Origin of the sequence: Neisseria sp. 27098_8_112 (genome assembly GCF_041433235.1) — a bacterium.
Taxonomy (GTDB): domain Bacteria; phylum Pseudomonadota; class Gammaproteobacteria; order Burkholderiales; family Neisseriaceae; genus Neisseria.
Genome location: NZ_JAPWBB010000001.1, coordinates 206,755 through 219,134 on the forward strand (window position 1 = coordinate 206,755; position 12,380 = coordinate 219,134).

A 12,380-nucleotide genomic window follows, 5' to 3' on the forward strand; every position below is an offset into this window, starting at 1 on the left:
TTTTCAGACGGCCTTTGTATGGAAAAATTAATGGTTGCTGCCGATTTTTTGGTCGAATTCGGCACGATGTTCCGGCAGGAGGTAAGGGCGCAACAGGCTGAGTGTGCGGCTGATGCCCCGTACTTTGGAATCTTCGGTCAACTTGGCGCGGCCGCGCAGGGAGCTGTCAAAGTCGAACCAGTATTTCGTTACCATCCACATATTGACGGCGAGGTCGTTCATCGCGGTTTGGTCTGCGCTGATGATGTTCAGACCGTTGAGCTGGGTCAGCAGGTTGACCAACAGCGGGGACACTTTGGCTTGGGTAAAGGTATTGTGTTCACCCAATAATTCGGCACTGCGGGCAAGCAGGGTGTTCACATCGCTGAAAAGGAAACGGTATTCCCACATCACATCATAAATACCGGCCATGTAGTTGATGGAGTCTTCCACATTAGACGGCAATACGGCTTCGTTAAGGTAGACAAGCAGGGCTTCGCTGTAACGCTTAAACAATTGGACGATGATTTCGTCTTTGTTGCGGAAGTGGTAGTAGAGGTTGCCCGGGCTGATGCCTAAGTGGGCGGCAATGTGGTTGGTGCTGATATTGCGCTCGCCTTCTTCGTTGAATAAGGCGAGGCTGGCATTGATGATTCGTGTGTAAGTGTTGACTTTAGCAATGCGCGGCATGGGATACACTCCTTTGTTTTATAGGCTGTATGAAGTCGGCAGCCAGTTGGGTTCTGCGTGTAATTCTACCTGAAATTGAGTAAATACTGTATTACAAACATATTGTGCCAGCTGGTGGACATCTTGCGCGGATGCGTTGTTTTTATTCACCAAAACCAAAGCCTGCCTGTTATGCACGGCCGCACCGCCGATCTGATGGCCTTTCAGACGGCATTGGTCAATCAGCCAGCCGGCCGCGAGTTTGACCGAACCGTCAGGCTGCGGATAGCGTGGCATATTGGGGTATTGCTGCAACAAATCGGCAGCTTTTTCAGCGCTGACAACAGGGTTTTTAAAGAAACTTCCGACATTACCAAGCACGTTAGGATTAGGCAGTTTACTGTTGCGGATTGCACACACTGCGTCGGAAACATCTTTGGCTGTCGCCTCTCGGCCTTGGCTCAGTTCGGTAACTGCTGCGGCCAAATCGCCATAGCCCAAGTTCGGCACAAAATGCTCTTTCAACGCAAAGACAACTGAAACAATCACATAACGTCCTTTGCCTTCCTGTTTGAACAGGCTTTCACGATAGGCAAAGTCACAGTCGGCATTGGAAAGCTCGACAAAGGTTTCTGTATCCAAATCAAAGCAGCGTACGCTATGGATAACATCTTTCGCTTCAACACCATATGCACCGATATTTTGTACCGGAGACGCGCCGACCGTACCCGGAATCAGGCTGAGGTTTTCCAACCCGCTTAAACCCAGTCCAACCGTATGCAAAACAAAATCATGCCAAATTTCCCCGGCCTGAGCCTCGATATAAACCAGGCCGTCTGAACGCTCAATTTCGCGTATTCCCTTGTTTTCCATATGCACAACCAGACCGGCATAGTCTTCCATCAAAAGGATATTGCTGCCGCCGCCGAGCCATAAAACAGTATCTCGGTCGAACTCGGGCAGCCGGACGATATCGCGCAACTCGTCGGCGTGTTTGAGTGCAACAAATGCTTGGGCTTGGGCTTTCAGGCCGAAAGTGTTGTAAGGGGTAAGGTCGGTTTGGTATTGGATGGGTTGCATGATGATTTGTGATTTTGTGGATTCAGGTCATCTGAAAACTTACTATTTAACAATTACGATAGGTAATGGGGTTTTGGGGCGCTTTATAATTTTCTTGGGAAGAATAGGTCAGCTTATTCACGATTTCTTCATAAATGTCGGAGCCTTCTGGTAACGGCTTGCCTTCAAACATCCAACGGCCTTGAATAATATCGTCGGCAGAAATCCATCTTTCGATTTCATACACTGCCAATGTCCAGCCGCGATAGACTGCAACTGCATATTTTGCTTTTTCACGTCGGCTTCCGATTTTCCAATATTTCCGTGTGCGTTCGTAAATTTCCTTATCCCTATTGGCTTCAGGAATATTCCCAGATCTAATGTCTTTTTTCAGTTTCTCGTATTCGTTATTAATCGTAATTAAAACAATGGGTTTATCAGTTTTTAATTCTTGAGCATCATACTTTCGTTTTAATTCCGACAAACTCATTAATCCTACTTCTGAAGAATGCGCACCCCCTTGAATATTAGTTAGCGGCTGCTGGCTCGGCTTGACTAGGGAGAGTAGGTCTATTGCCATTGCCTCATATTCAAAAGCCTGTTTGTCTGTTTGGATGTTGTGCCGCAGAATGTAATACACGGGCTGGTTTCCGCTTTTATGTATTTCCCTAATCAAAGCAATTTTATCACTTGGCGTTTCTGTTTCTTGTAATGAACCTAGGGCATGATGGAAAACGCGATTGCCCACGCCTTTACCTACATAAAAAATATTGCCGTCTCTAGGGTCAATCAAGCAATAAACATAGTAAGCAAGTTTTTCTATAGTGGAAGTTGAAAACATTTTTTTCCTTAAAAGTGAATAAGCCGTAAATGAAATATCAATGGAGGTCGTCTGAAAGAAATTTCAGACGGCCTTATACGATTTGACCATCTCTTTGCTACATAGCTCCAAGCACCATACCAATGCGATGGCGGCAATCGTCAGGGAAACGGTCAGCGCGGTCCAGAAGCCGTAAATGCCCATATCGACATGATAGGCAAGCAGGTAGCCAGGCAACAGGCCGCAACCCCAGAAAGCCACGGCATGAATGAACATCGGCATTTTGGTCACTTTATAGCCGCGCAGCGCATATGAAGCGATACATTGGGTGGCGTCTGCCAGTTGGAATAGGGAGGCGAAAAATAAAACGGTCGCGGCAATGCCTAATACTGCCGCATCGTTGGTGTACATACCGGCCAACTGAAAGCGAAAGATGACCAAGAGCAGCGCGGTGCAGGTGGCAAGTACCCAGCCCAACACCAGCGACACGCCTGAAATATAACGTGCCCGCAAAAAATCGCGCTGTCCGAGCGAAAAGCCTACGCGTACTGTGCTTGCCGAGCCGACGCTTTGCGGAACCATATACAAGATGCCCGACAGGCTGATGACGACTTGTTGCGCGGCGACATAATCCTCGCCGAATGGCGCCACCAAAAAGACGATAAATGAAAACGCGCTGGCTTCTAGAAAATAAGACAAGCCGATGGGTGCGCCGATTTTCCAAATCTGTTTGAAAGCCGCCAAATCGGGTTTGCCGATTTTTGCCGTCAAGCCAAACGGGCGGAAGAATTTTTCTTTGGTGATATAAAGCCACAAAGCCAATGCGCTGAACCAAAATACCGCTGCCGTTGCCACGCCGCAACCTGCGCCGCCCAAAGCAGGCATACCGAATTTGCCGTAAACGAACACATAGTTCAGCGGCACATTCAACACAAATGCCGCGAAGCTGACCAACATAATTACGCGCGGACGGTTCAAGCTGGAGGCATAGGCGTGCAGGGCTCGGTGTATCATGGCGGCCGGCATTGCCAAACTGGTGAAGAACATATATTGCGCCATCGTGTCTTCGACATAATCGTTCAATGTCAGCCAATGACGGAACGGCGTAATCATCGTCCACATCAACAGCATGCCGAATAGACCCAAACATAAGCCAAACCAAATGCCCTGCATTCCTGTTTTGCCGACTTCTTCGGTTTTACCTGCGCCGTACAGCTGGGCAATCATCGGGTTCAACGCCGCCATCACGCCCATAAAGGTAATGTAAATCGTGGAAAACGCGCTGCTGCCCAAAGCCACCGCGGCCAAATCTTCCTTGCCTGCGCCACCGGCCATCACCGTATCGACAAAACCAATGCCCACTTGCGCCACTTGCGCCAACAGCATAGGCAAGGCGAGGGCAGTAAGCAGGCGGGTTTCTTTTAAGAAAACAGGAAAGGCAAAGCGGTTGAGGTTCAGTAGCATAATGTGTGCGATTTGAGGATAAAGGCCGTCTGAAAACAGAAATTTAAAATTATAAAGGGTAATACTGATAAGCAGGCAATATGTTGTTTAATCACTAAATTTTTCAGACGGCCTTAAAAGTCGGATGTCTTTTTACTGCTTCCAACCAGCTGTCCGGTGTTTGAAACTGCATCAGGCCGTCTGAAAGCGACACTGCGGCTTGGGTAGTCGAAGCGCGGGTCAGTTTTTCATTGGTTTCGGCATCGTAAATGGTGTAATCGATACGCAGGCAGCTTTCGATCTCGACGATGTCCATATCAACGCGGATTTTTTGGCCGAAACGGGCAGGGCGGATGTATTTGAGGTTCATCTGCACAATCGGCCAGCTGTACCCCTGCCGTCCCATTTCGTTGTAGTCGTAACCGATGGAAGACAAAAAAGCGCAACGTGCGGTTTCAAGGTATTTGACATAGTTGCCGTGCCACACGATGTGCATGGCATCTACGTCAAAAAAAGGAACTTCGGTTTCAAAGCTGTGTTGGCAGTAGATGTGTTTTTTCATGGTTTAAAAGAGTAAGTGTGATGGTTTCAGACGGCGTCTTCGCCCCAAAAATTATAAAAATTGAACCATTGTAGCGGATTTTGCGCACATTCTTGCGCCAGAATGTCGGCAAAACCTTGCATCGCGTCTTTGACGGCAGCCTCGCGGTTGCCGCGTTTCCAGCTGGAAGTATCGGTAAAGCGGCGCAGTTTCAAATGATAGCGGCCGTTTTGTTTGACGCAAAACAGCGTGTTTACCTGCGTTTTTAAAAGCGAAGCCAATAGCCATGCGCCTTGCGGCATAGGAGCCGTATGGCCTAAGAAATTAATGTCGGTGGTTTTCTCGCCGCGTACAGGCACACGGTCGGCCGCAATGGCAATCCATTCGCCGTCTTCGATACGGCGGTTCAATTCCATCATCAGGGTGGTGTCCAAATCTGTCACCTGAATCAGGCGAATATGTTCTGCGCCGGCTTTTTGCAATGCCTCGTTAAATGCCTGAGCGTGTTTGCTGTGCACCAATACATTGAGCCTGAAATTTTTATGGTGCGACACCAGTGCACGGCAAACTTCGGTATTGCCCAAGTGCGAACAGGCAAAAATCTGGCCGCGTTCGTTGCGCTTGACTTGCGAATAGATGTCGTCCGGATCTTCAATTACCAAATCTTCATAACGGATTTTGCGTTGCCACACGGCAAAACGGTCGCAAACCGCTTCGCCAAATGCGATGAATTGTTTGAATACGCTGTGTTTCGGCAGGACGGTATGGGGAAAGGCCGTCTGAAGACGGGTTTGATAGCGTAAGACATGACGGCGCGGTTTGGGCGCGGTTGCATAAAAATACAGCACCACAAACCAAATACACGGCCTCATGAAAAAAGCCGGCAGATAGCGCACCATCAATGTGGTCAGAGCGAGAAACAAGCGGCTGCCGCGTTCGGGCTGCGCCGCCCAATGGGTTTGTTTATTATCGGTCATGGTTTCAGACGGCCTTTCCGAAAACTTTACCCAATCGGTGTTTCAACATACCGAAAAACAGCCGTGTGTGCATTTTGCTGATGCGGACATTGTCGGCAAAGGCATCGAAATGGGACACGCCGTCGGCGGCGTATTGGACGGGCGTTTTAATCCAAACTGGCTTGACGTCGCGCCAGTACAGGCGAATAAGGATTTCCGTGTCGAAGTCCATGCGGTCGCCTACGGTTTCTTCGCGGACAACGGATAGCGCGGGTGCAAGCGGATAGAGGCGGAAGCCGCACATGCCGTCTTTGATGTCGCATGACCAAGTGTGCAGCATATTCCAGAAATCGGTAATTTTGCGTCCGTAAAGCCGTGCTTTGGGCGCGTCATCGCCGTATTGCGGCCAGCCGCAAACAACGGCTTCGGGGTTTTGTTCTGCTGCTGCGAGGAATTTGGGAGTGTCGTTCAAGTAGTGTTGGCCGTCTGCATCAACCTGCAAGACGTGGGTATAGCCATGTTCTTCGGCGTATTCCAAGCCGGTTTTGACCGCTGCACCTTTGCCGCCGTTGATGGGACGGTAAAGGACATCAATGCCGTCTGAAACCAAAGCCTGCAATACAGGTTTGCATTCTTCGCGTGAACCGTCGTCCACGATTAAAACGTTTAAACCAAAGCCACGCATGGTTTGGGCAACGTGGCTGATGGTGGTCGGATGGTTGTAATGTGGAATAAGGGCCAGGGTTTTCATAAATATTTTTTGACGACGTTAACACAATGCAGAGTATAGCAAATAAACATGCCATGGCGTTTGAAAAGGCCGTCTGAAACGGTGAGGACAAAATCGTTAGATTTCGTTTTTCACTGTTTCAGACGGCCTTTTATATGCCATTAATTCAGCATTGTACATGACCGACATCGAGGCATAAATCATGGAACTCGTTGAGCGTGCTGCGGTGGCCGATACTGATGATGATGCTGTCGGGCAGTTTTTGCTTTAAGGCGCGGTAGAGCATGGCTTCGGTCGGTTCGTCCAAGGCGGCGGTGGCTTCGTCGAGCAGGATGACTTTGGGCTGCGAGAGCAGGGCGCGGACGAAGGCGACGCGTTGCAGTTCGCCCGGGGAGAGTTTGTGCTGCCAGTCATCGGTTTTATCTAATTTATCGACCAGATAACCTAATCGACAAGTATTCATGGCTTCGGCTAACTCGGGATGCTGTTTGTCGATGTCGGGATAACAAATCGCATCGCGCAGGCTGCCTTGTGCCGTGTATGGGCGTTGCGGCAGGAATAGGATGTCTTGATGCGGCGGATGGCTGACTTTACCGCTGCTGCCGAAAGGCCAAAGCCCTGCTAGCGTGCGCAGCAACGAAGTTTTGCCGCAACCGCTCGGGCCGCGTATCAGCAGGGAATTGCCGCTTTTGAGGTTAATATTGATACCGTCTAATAAAACTTCGCCGTTGTGACGGTATAGGGCAACGTTTTCTAAGATCAGGCCGTCTGAAACTTCGATAAGGTCGGGTTGTCGTGCGGTGTGTTTTTCTTCCGTACTCAGCAAAAAGCCGTACAGACGCTCCAATCGGGCGCGGTAGGCGGTGAATTTGTTGTAGAACATCCGGAAGAAAGACAGCGCGTTTTGCAGTCGTGCGAAGGCTTGGACGGTCTGCTGGATGTCGCCGATTTTGATTTGTCCGGCAAACAGGCGCGGAGCTTGCAAAATAATCGGGAAGAGTTTGATGCCGTTGGTGAACATATCGTTAAAGCCGCTCAGGCAGACGCTTTGCCGCGCAATGCGCCAACGGTTGCGGATAATGGCTTTAAAGCGGTCGGAAAGCTGGTCGTGTTCGTGTTTTTCGCCGCTGTAAAACGCCACGCTTTCGGCGTGGTCGCGTACGCGGATAAGAGAGTAACGGTAGTCGCCGTTGAGCTTTTCGTTTTCATAGTTGTAACGAATCAACGGGTTGCCTATCCACATGGCGATAAAGGTCGCCAAAATCACAAAAATAAAGACGAACCAAACGATGCCGTGCGGAATGTCGAAGCCGAGCACGGTCAGGATGCCTGCCAAGCCCCATAAAACAACGGCAAATTCCAGCGAGGTAACGACCGAATTGACCATGCCGCGCACAAATTCGATGGTCGAGGCGATGAAATCCTGCGCGTCCTGTTGGATACGCTGGTCGATGTTGTCTGGCGCGTGGCGGCGCATTTGCAGGCGGTAGTAGTTTTTGTCGGCAAGCCAGCGTGAAGTCAAAACTTCATTGAGCCGCTCTGACCATTTAATCGCCAAGCCTTGATCGAGAAAGTCGTTGACGACGTTGTTAAACGCTCGTATCAACACCACGCCTGCATTCATTGCTGCAAACATCCAAAACGCGGAGGCGTTCAAATCCTGCATCGAGTCGTAAAGCCCTTTGGACATAAAGGTACTCAACACATTCAGCCGTACTTCGGTTAACAGCAGCGTAATCATTGCCGTAATCAGCAGCAGAACTTTGACGGTACTTTTCGGCGTCAGGCAAAGACGCAGGATATAGCTAAACTCGCGCCCGAAGCGTGTGTTGCGTGCAAAAAACAGAATGACCGCCGAGGCTGCGGCGACCATAAATAAGGTCTGCAATAGCCAAGACGGCGTGGAATAAAGCTCGATTTGCCATTTTTGCATGGGGTGTTCTCTGAAAGGATGTAAAGGCCGTCTGAAAGGACGGCAAATTTATTTGACTATGGTAACTGTAATAATAGTTTTCTGAACTGTTGTATTTTTGTATTTACAAACGGTTCTTATTTGTTTTTGTGGAAAGCAGAAATCTTATCAAATATAATCATAAAACTAAATTACTTTGTAATTTTTTACTCGATATAAGAATTATTAATATTTCAAACCAGAAGGTATTTTTATGAACAGCAAATTAGCCCTGATGCCGCTTTTGATTATGAGCGCATTCGCTTACGCCGCCGATGAAGCGACACCCGAAACCCCTGTGCAACAGCAGTTGCAGGAAGTCAATGTCCGCGCCGACGCCAAACGCGTCAAAGCCGCCCGTTCTTACTCCATCGCCAGCGACGGCGACTTGCGCGACCGCGTGAACTTGGGCGTATTGGGTAAAGCCAATGCCTTTACCGCTCCGATTACCGTCGTCAATTACGACGAACAAGCCCTCAACAACACCGAAGCGCGTACTTTGGTGGATGCCGTAGCGAAAAAAGACGCTTCCGTTTGGCAGTTCGGCGGCGAAAGCAACACATTGACCGGCCTGTATTTCCGCGGTTATCAGCTTGATGCGCGCCAATTCAGCGTCAACGGTTTGGCAGGTATGTACGGCACGCAAGGCACGGCCAGCGTACATGTCGGTTCCGCGCAACTGATTAAAGGCGCATCCACTGCCGTAAACGGCATGGATCCTGAAGGCGCGGTATCCGGTTCCGTCAATATCGAGACCAAAAAAGCCGCCGATGAAGGCAACCGCAAAATCGGTTTGGGCTGGTTCAGCAACAACCGCGCCCAAGGTACGTTCGATTTAGGTCAACGCTTCGGCGAAAACAAAGAATTCGGCGTGCGCGCCAATGGTAAACTGCGCCACGGCGACACTCCGCGTCACGGTTACAGCGAAGACAACAAAGAATTTGCTTTGAATGCCGACTATCGCGGCGAAAAATTGCGCGTGGCGTTTGATTCCATCTACGCGAAACGCAAAACCAACGGTGGCCGCGCGCGTATGCAGGACATTCAAAACGCCAACGGCCGCTTGTTTGACGCACCTGAAGGCAAAGTGAATTTGGCGCCGAGCTGGCAGGCTCAAAACACGCGCGGTCAGACCAATATGCTGACTTTTGAATGGGATGCGTTTGAAAATGCCCAAATTACAGGCGGTATTGGTTATAACAATGCGCGCTATTATGGCAATTTCGCCTCTCCTACCGTTACAAGCAGCGGTTTGACCTACAATTCCGGTCGCGCGCGTTTGACCGACCAGCGTTTTAAAACGCTCAGTATGAATCTGACTGCACGCGGCGAATTTGAAACCGGTTCGGTAAGCCACAACTGGAGTACCGCATTTGACCGCATCGACCGCAAACGCACTACTTATCAAGGCGCACGTCAAACAAGAAGCAGCGTTATCGATCCGAGCATCGACATTCCTACTCAATTGGCAAAATTGGATTCCAACTTAGGTAGTGCATGGAGTGCAACACCTTCATTGGATACCGTGATCAAAGTAAACAGTTTGGCAGTTTCCGACACACTTGGTTTTGCCGACAACAAATACCGCCTCACTTTGGGTGGACGTTTCCAAGCCGTCGAGCAGAAAAACAAATTAAACGGCCGCAAAGCAGATGCGAGCCGTTTCAGCCCGATGTTGATGGCAGCATGGGTTCCGCAGCCTGATTTGGTGGTTTACGGAAACTATATGGAAGATTTGGAGCCGTCCGACATCCGTACTGATGATGACGGTCATGTAACGATGGCAGATCCACGCGTCAGCCGTCAATTTGAAGTCGGCGTACGCAAAAACTGGGGCGACTTTGTCACCACTTTAAACGCGTTCCAAATCAAACGCCCGGGCTACTGGCGCGGCAACACGACTTCAGGAACTGATTTCGCAGCGCGCAAAAATGCAGGCTTGGCTTATAGCGGTTCGGAGCAAGGCATAGAACGCAGCCGCGGTATCGAGTTCAATACCTATGCCAACTTGTTGAACAAAACCCTGCGTCCGACTTTCGGTCTGATGTATCTGCAATCAACCGTAAAAGATTATCCGAATTTTGCCGACAATTTGGTTAACGGCGTACAAGTTGCCAACCCGCGCGTGATTGCCAAAGCAGGCATTGAGTGGGACACACCGTTTGCCAAAGGTTTGACTTTAAACGGAAACGTTTCGTATTTCGGTAAGTCTTACCAAGACACGCAAAAACAATACGCCTTCCCATCCTATACTTTGGTTGACGTAGGCGCGCGCTACAAAACCAAGCTCGGCAAAAATACTTTAACTGTCAGCAGCTCGGTAGAAAACCTGTTTAACAAAAACTACTGGCAGGTACAGCGCGGCCAATACGACCGCAGCTTCGCCGTCGTCGGTATGCCGCGTACTTACTGGCTGAAAGCGGAATTGGATTTCTAATCTGATTTCGGTTTGACCGTAATAGCAGGCCGTCTGAAAGGGAATGATAAAAAGCAAGAATTTGGTTTTTATCCCTTTTCAGACGGCCTAATTTGATTGCCTTATGTTTTTTGCTTGAAAAATCTTACATGTTTTTTATGGATTTCACGCGAAACAAGGTTAATATTCCATTTTCACAATACATCATTCGAGAAGACATATGAAAAAATCCATCAAACTGACCCTGTGCGCCCTCGCACTCTCACTTTCCGTGCAAGCGCAAGCGGTTACCCATGCCGTAATTGAAACCAATATGGGCAACATCCAACTGGAGCTAGATGAAGTCAAAGCGCCGAAAACCGTGGCAAACTTTGTCAATTACGCCAAAAAAGGGTTTTACGACAACACGATTTTCCACCGCGTTATCGACAATTTTATGATTCAAGGCGGCGGATTTACCGAGAAAATGGTTCAAAAATCCACCGATAAAGCCATCAACAACGAAGCAGACAACGGCTTGAAAAATAACGTCGGCACCATCGCCATGGCGCGTACCGGCGATCCAAATTCCGCAACCAGCCAGTTCTTTATCAATACAGCCGACAACGACTTTTTGAATTTCAAAAGCAAAACCCCTCAAGGCTACGGCTATGCCGTTTTCGGTAAAGTTACTTCCGGTATGGACGTCGTCCGTAAAATCAGCAAAGTGAAAACAGCGACACGCGGCTATCATCAAGACGTTCCAACCGAAGCCGTGATTATCCGTAAAGTCAGCATCAAATAATTTTGATTGCTTGAATCCAAACAATAGGCCGTCTGAAACATTCAGACGGCCTGAATTTATTTATTTGATAATAAGCGGCAATTTGGGCGATAATTCAGCATCCACAATTTAAGGAGTCGATTATGCAAACCCGCCTGCCTTTTTTCGGCGTTGTCCGCGTCAGCGGTGAAGACAGAGCTTCATTTCTTCATGGCCAATTATCCAACGATATTAATAATTTAGCTTCCGGTCAGGCTTGTTACGCCACATACAATACGCCTAAAGGCCGTGTGTTGGCGAATATGTTGGTCGTCAATCGCGGAGAAGATTTACTGTTGGTCATGGCTCAAGATTTGACCGAAGCCATCGTCAAACGCCTGAGAATGTTTGTCTTGCGTGCAAAAGTCGTCTTCGAGTTGATGCCTGATTTGGCAGTAAGCGGCGAGTTGGCAGACAATGCAGAACCTCATCCTGCTGCCGAACCGCAACTGTCTTTCCCAGCTCAAATTCAAGAAAACGCCGTAGAAATTACCTTGCCGCACACAGGCCGTCTGAAAATTTCAGCAGCCGAAAACGCAGCCGAATATCAAGCAGGAGCCGAAAATGCATGGAACCTGCACGAAATCCGCAGCGGCTATCCGTGGATTTGCGCTGCAACCAAAGAAGCAGCTGTTGCCCAAATGCTTAACCAACACATCATCGGCGCAGTTCATTTCCGTAAAGGCTGCTACCCCGGCCAAGAAATCATCGCCCGCGCCCAATACCGAGGCCAAGTCAAACGCGGTCTGGCCGTATTAAGCGGCGATTCTTTAGAAGCTGCCGGTATTGCCGTCAAAGTCGGCGAAGAAGAAGCAGGCGTCATCCTTAACACTGCACTCACAGAACAAGGCAGCCTCAGCCTCGCCGTTATCAAGTTTTCCGCAGCAGAAGCAGCAATGACCGATGCAGACGGCAATGCTTTGAAACAGGAAGCACTGTTTTTTACGGTTGAGAAAGATTGATTAAAGAATTGCTTCTAGATAGACAGGTAGTGCTAGATTGAAAAATAAAGGC

11 protein-coding genes are annotated in these 12,380 nt (G+C 49.1%); 3 read left to right on the plus strand and 8 right to left on the minus strand.

Annotation, left to right across the window (positions count from 1 at the left end):
* Positions 1-27: 27 nt before the first annotated feature.
* The 8 genes from O3682_RS00945 to O3682_RS00980 all read right to left on the minus strand — a co-directional run bounded on the left by O3682_RS00945 (position 28) and on the right by O3682_RS00980 (position 8,130).
* The gene (locus O3682_RS00945; RefSeq protein WP_004519965.1) at positions 28-669 is read right to left on the minus strand and encodes a TetR/AcrR family transcriptional regulator; all 642 of its coding nucleotides are present in this window, start codon (positions 667-669) and stop codon (positions 28-30) included.
* Between the two features lie 18 nt (positions 670-687).
* Positions 688-1,728 carry a UDP-N-acetylmuramate dehydrogenase gene (gene murB / locus O3682_RS00950; RefSeq protein ID WP_371508044.1) on the minus strand — a complete coding sequence of 347 codons (1,041 nt, stop codon included), beginning with the start codon at positions 1,726-1,728 and terminating at the stop codon, positions 688-690.
* A 46-nt stretch (positions 1,729-1,774) separates the two neighbouring features.
* Positions 1,775-2,548 carry an LEM-3-like GIY-YIG domain-containing protein gene (locus tag O3682_RS00955; RefSeq protein WP_371508045.1) on the minus strand — a complete coding sequence of 258 codons (774 nt, stop codon included), beginning with the start codon at positions 2,546-2,548 and terminating at the stop codon, positions 1,775-1,777.
* Positions 2,549-2,611: 63 nt separating this feature from the next.
* Positions 2,612-3,991 carry an MATE family efflux transporter gene (locus O3682_RS00960; protein ID WP_371508046.1) on the minus strand — a complete coding sequence of 460 codons (1,380 nt, stop codon included), beginning with the start codon at positions 3,989-3,991 and terminating at the stop codon, positions 2,612-2,614.
* 103 nt (positions 3,992-4,094) lie between these two features.
* Entirely contained in the window at positions 4,095-4,532 is a 438-nt protein-coding gene (locus tag O3682_RS00965; RefSeq protein WP_004519960.1) for an acyl-CoA thioesterase, read from the minus strand.
* Positions 4,533-4,558: 26 nt separating this feature from the next.
* Positions 4,559-5,488: a lysophospholipid acyltransferase family protein gene (locus O3682_RS00970; protein ID WP_371508047.1), complete on the minus strand. Its 930-nt coding sequence runs from the start codon at positions 5,486-5,488 to the stop codon at positions 4,559-4,561.
* A gap of 4 nt (positions 5,489-5,492) precedes the next feature.
* Positions 5,493-6,218, minus strand: a complete 726-nt coding sequence (locus tag O3682_RS00975) for a glycosyltransferase family 2 protein (protein WP_371508048.1) — start codon at positions 6,216-6,218, stop codon at positions 5,493-5,495.
* Positions 6,219-6,363: 145 nt separating this feature from the next.
* Entirely contained in the window at positions 6,364-8,130 is a 1,767-nt protein-coding gene (locus O3682_RS00980; protein WP_371508049.1) for an ABC transporter ATP-binding protein/permease, read from the minus strand.
* A 232-nt stretch (positions 8,131-8,362) separates the two neighbouring features.
* Between O3682_RS00980 and O3682_RS00985 the strand changes: the two genes are divergently transcribed.
* The 3 genes from O3682_RS00985 to ygfZ all read left to right on the plus strand — a co-directional run bounded on the left by O3682_RS00985 (position 8,363) and on the right by ygfZ (position 12,328).
* Complete coding sequence (locus O3682_RS00985; protein WP_371508050.1) at positions 8,363-10,585, plus strand: TonB-dependent receptor; 2,223 nt, start codon at positions 8,363-8,365, stop codon at positions 10,583-10,585.
* A gap of 199 nt (positions 10,586-10,784) precedes the next feature.
* Entirely contained in the window at positions 10,785-11,348 is a 564-nt protein-coding gene (locus tag O3682_RS00990) for a peptidylprolyl isomerase (RefSeq protein ID WP_070629721.1), read from the plus strand.
* 122 nt (positions 11,349-11,470) lie between these two features.
* A complete protein-coding gene (ygfZ, locus tag O3682_RS00995; RefSeq protein ID WP_371508051.1) occupies positions 11,471-12,328 on the plus strand; it encodes a CAF17-like 4Fe-4S cluster assembly/insertion protein YgfZ in 858 nt (285 codons plus the stop codon).
* The last annotated feature ends 52 nt before the right edge of the window (positions 12,329-12,380 follow it).

What these genes read in the sequence shown, in the direction of transcription:
- O3682_RS00985 (WP_371508050.1), top strand. Translation starts at nt 8,363, where the DNA reads ATGAACAGCAAATTAGCCCTGATGCCGCTTTTGATTATGAGCGCATTC.
- O3682_RS00965 (WP_004519960.1), bottom strand. Translation starts at nt 4,532, where the DNA reads ATGAAAAAACACATCTACTGCCAACACAGCTTTGAAACCGAAGTTCCT.
- O3682_RS00945 (WP_004519965.1), bottom strand. Translation starts at nt 669, where the DNA reads ATGCCGCGCATTGCTAAAGTCAACACTTACACACGAATCATCAATGCC.
- murB (WP_371508044.1), bottom strand. Translation starts at nt 1,728, where the DNA reads ATGCAACCCATCCAATACCAAACCGACCTTACCCCTTACAACACTTTC.
- O3682_RS00990 (WP_070629721.1), top strand. Translation starts at nt 10,785, where the DNA reads ATGAAAAAATCCATCAAACTGACCCTGTGCGCCCTCGCACTCTCACTT.
- O3682_RS00970 (WP_371508047.1), bottom strand. Translation starts at nt 5,488, where the DNA reads ATGACCGATAATAAACAAACCCATTGGGCGGCGCAGCCCGAACGCGGC.
- ygfZ (WP_371508051.1), top strand. Translation starts at nt 11,471, where the DNA reads ATGCAAACCCGCCTGCCTTTTTTCGGCGTTGTCCGCGTCAGCGGTGAA.
- O3682_RS00980 (WP_371508049.1), bottom strand. Translation starts at nt 8,130, where the DNA reads ATGCAAAAATGGCAAATCGAGCTTTATTCCACGCCGTCTTGGCTATTG.
- O3682_RS00955 (WP_371508045.1), bottom strand. Translation starts at nt 2,548, where the DNA reads ATGTTTTCAACTTCCACTATAGAAAAACTTGCTTACTATGTTTATTGC.
- O3682_RS00960 (WP_371508046.1), bottom strand. Translation starts at nt 3,991, where the DNA reads ATGCTACTGAACCTCAACCGCTTTGCCTTTCCTGTTTTCTTAAAAGAA.
- O3682_RS00975 (WP_371508048.1), bottom strand. Translation starts at nt 6,218, where the DNA reads ATGAAAACCCTGGCCCTTATTCCACATTACAACCATCCGACCACCATC.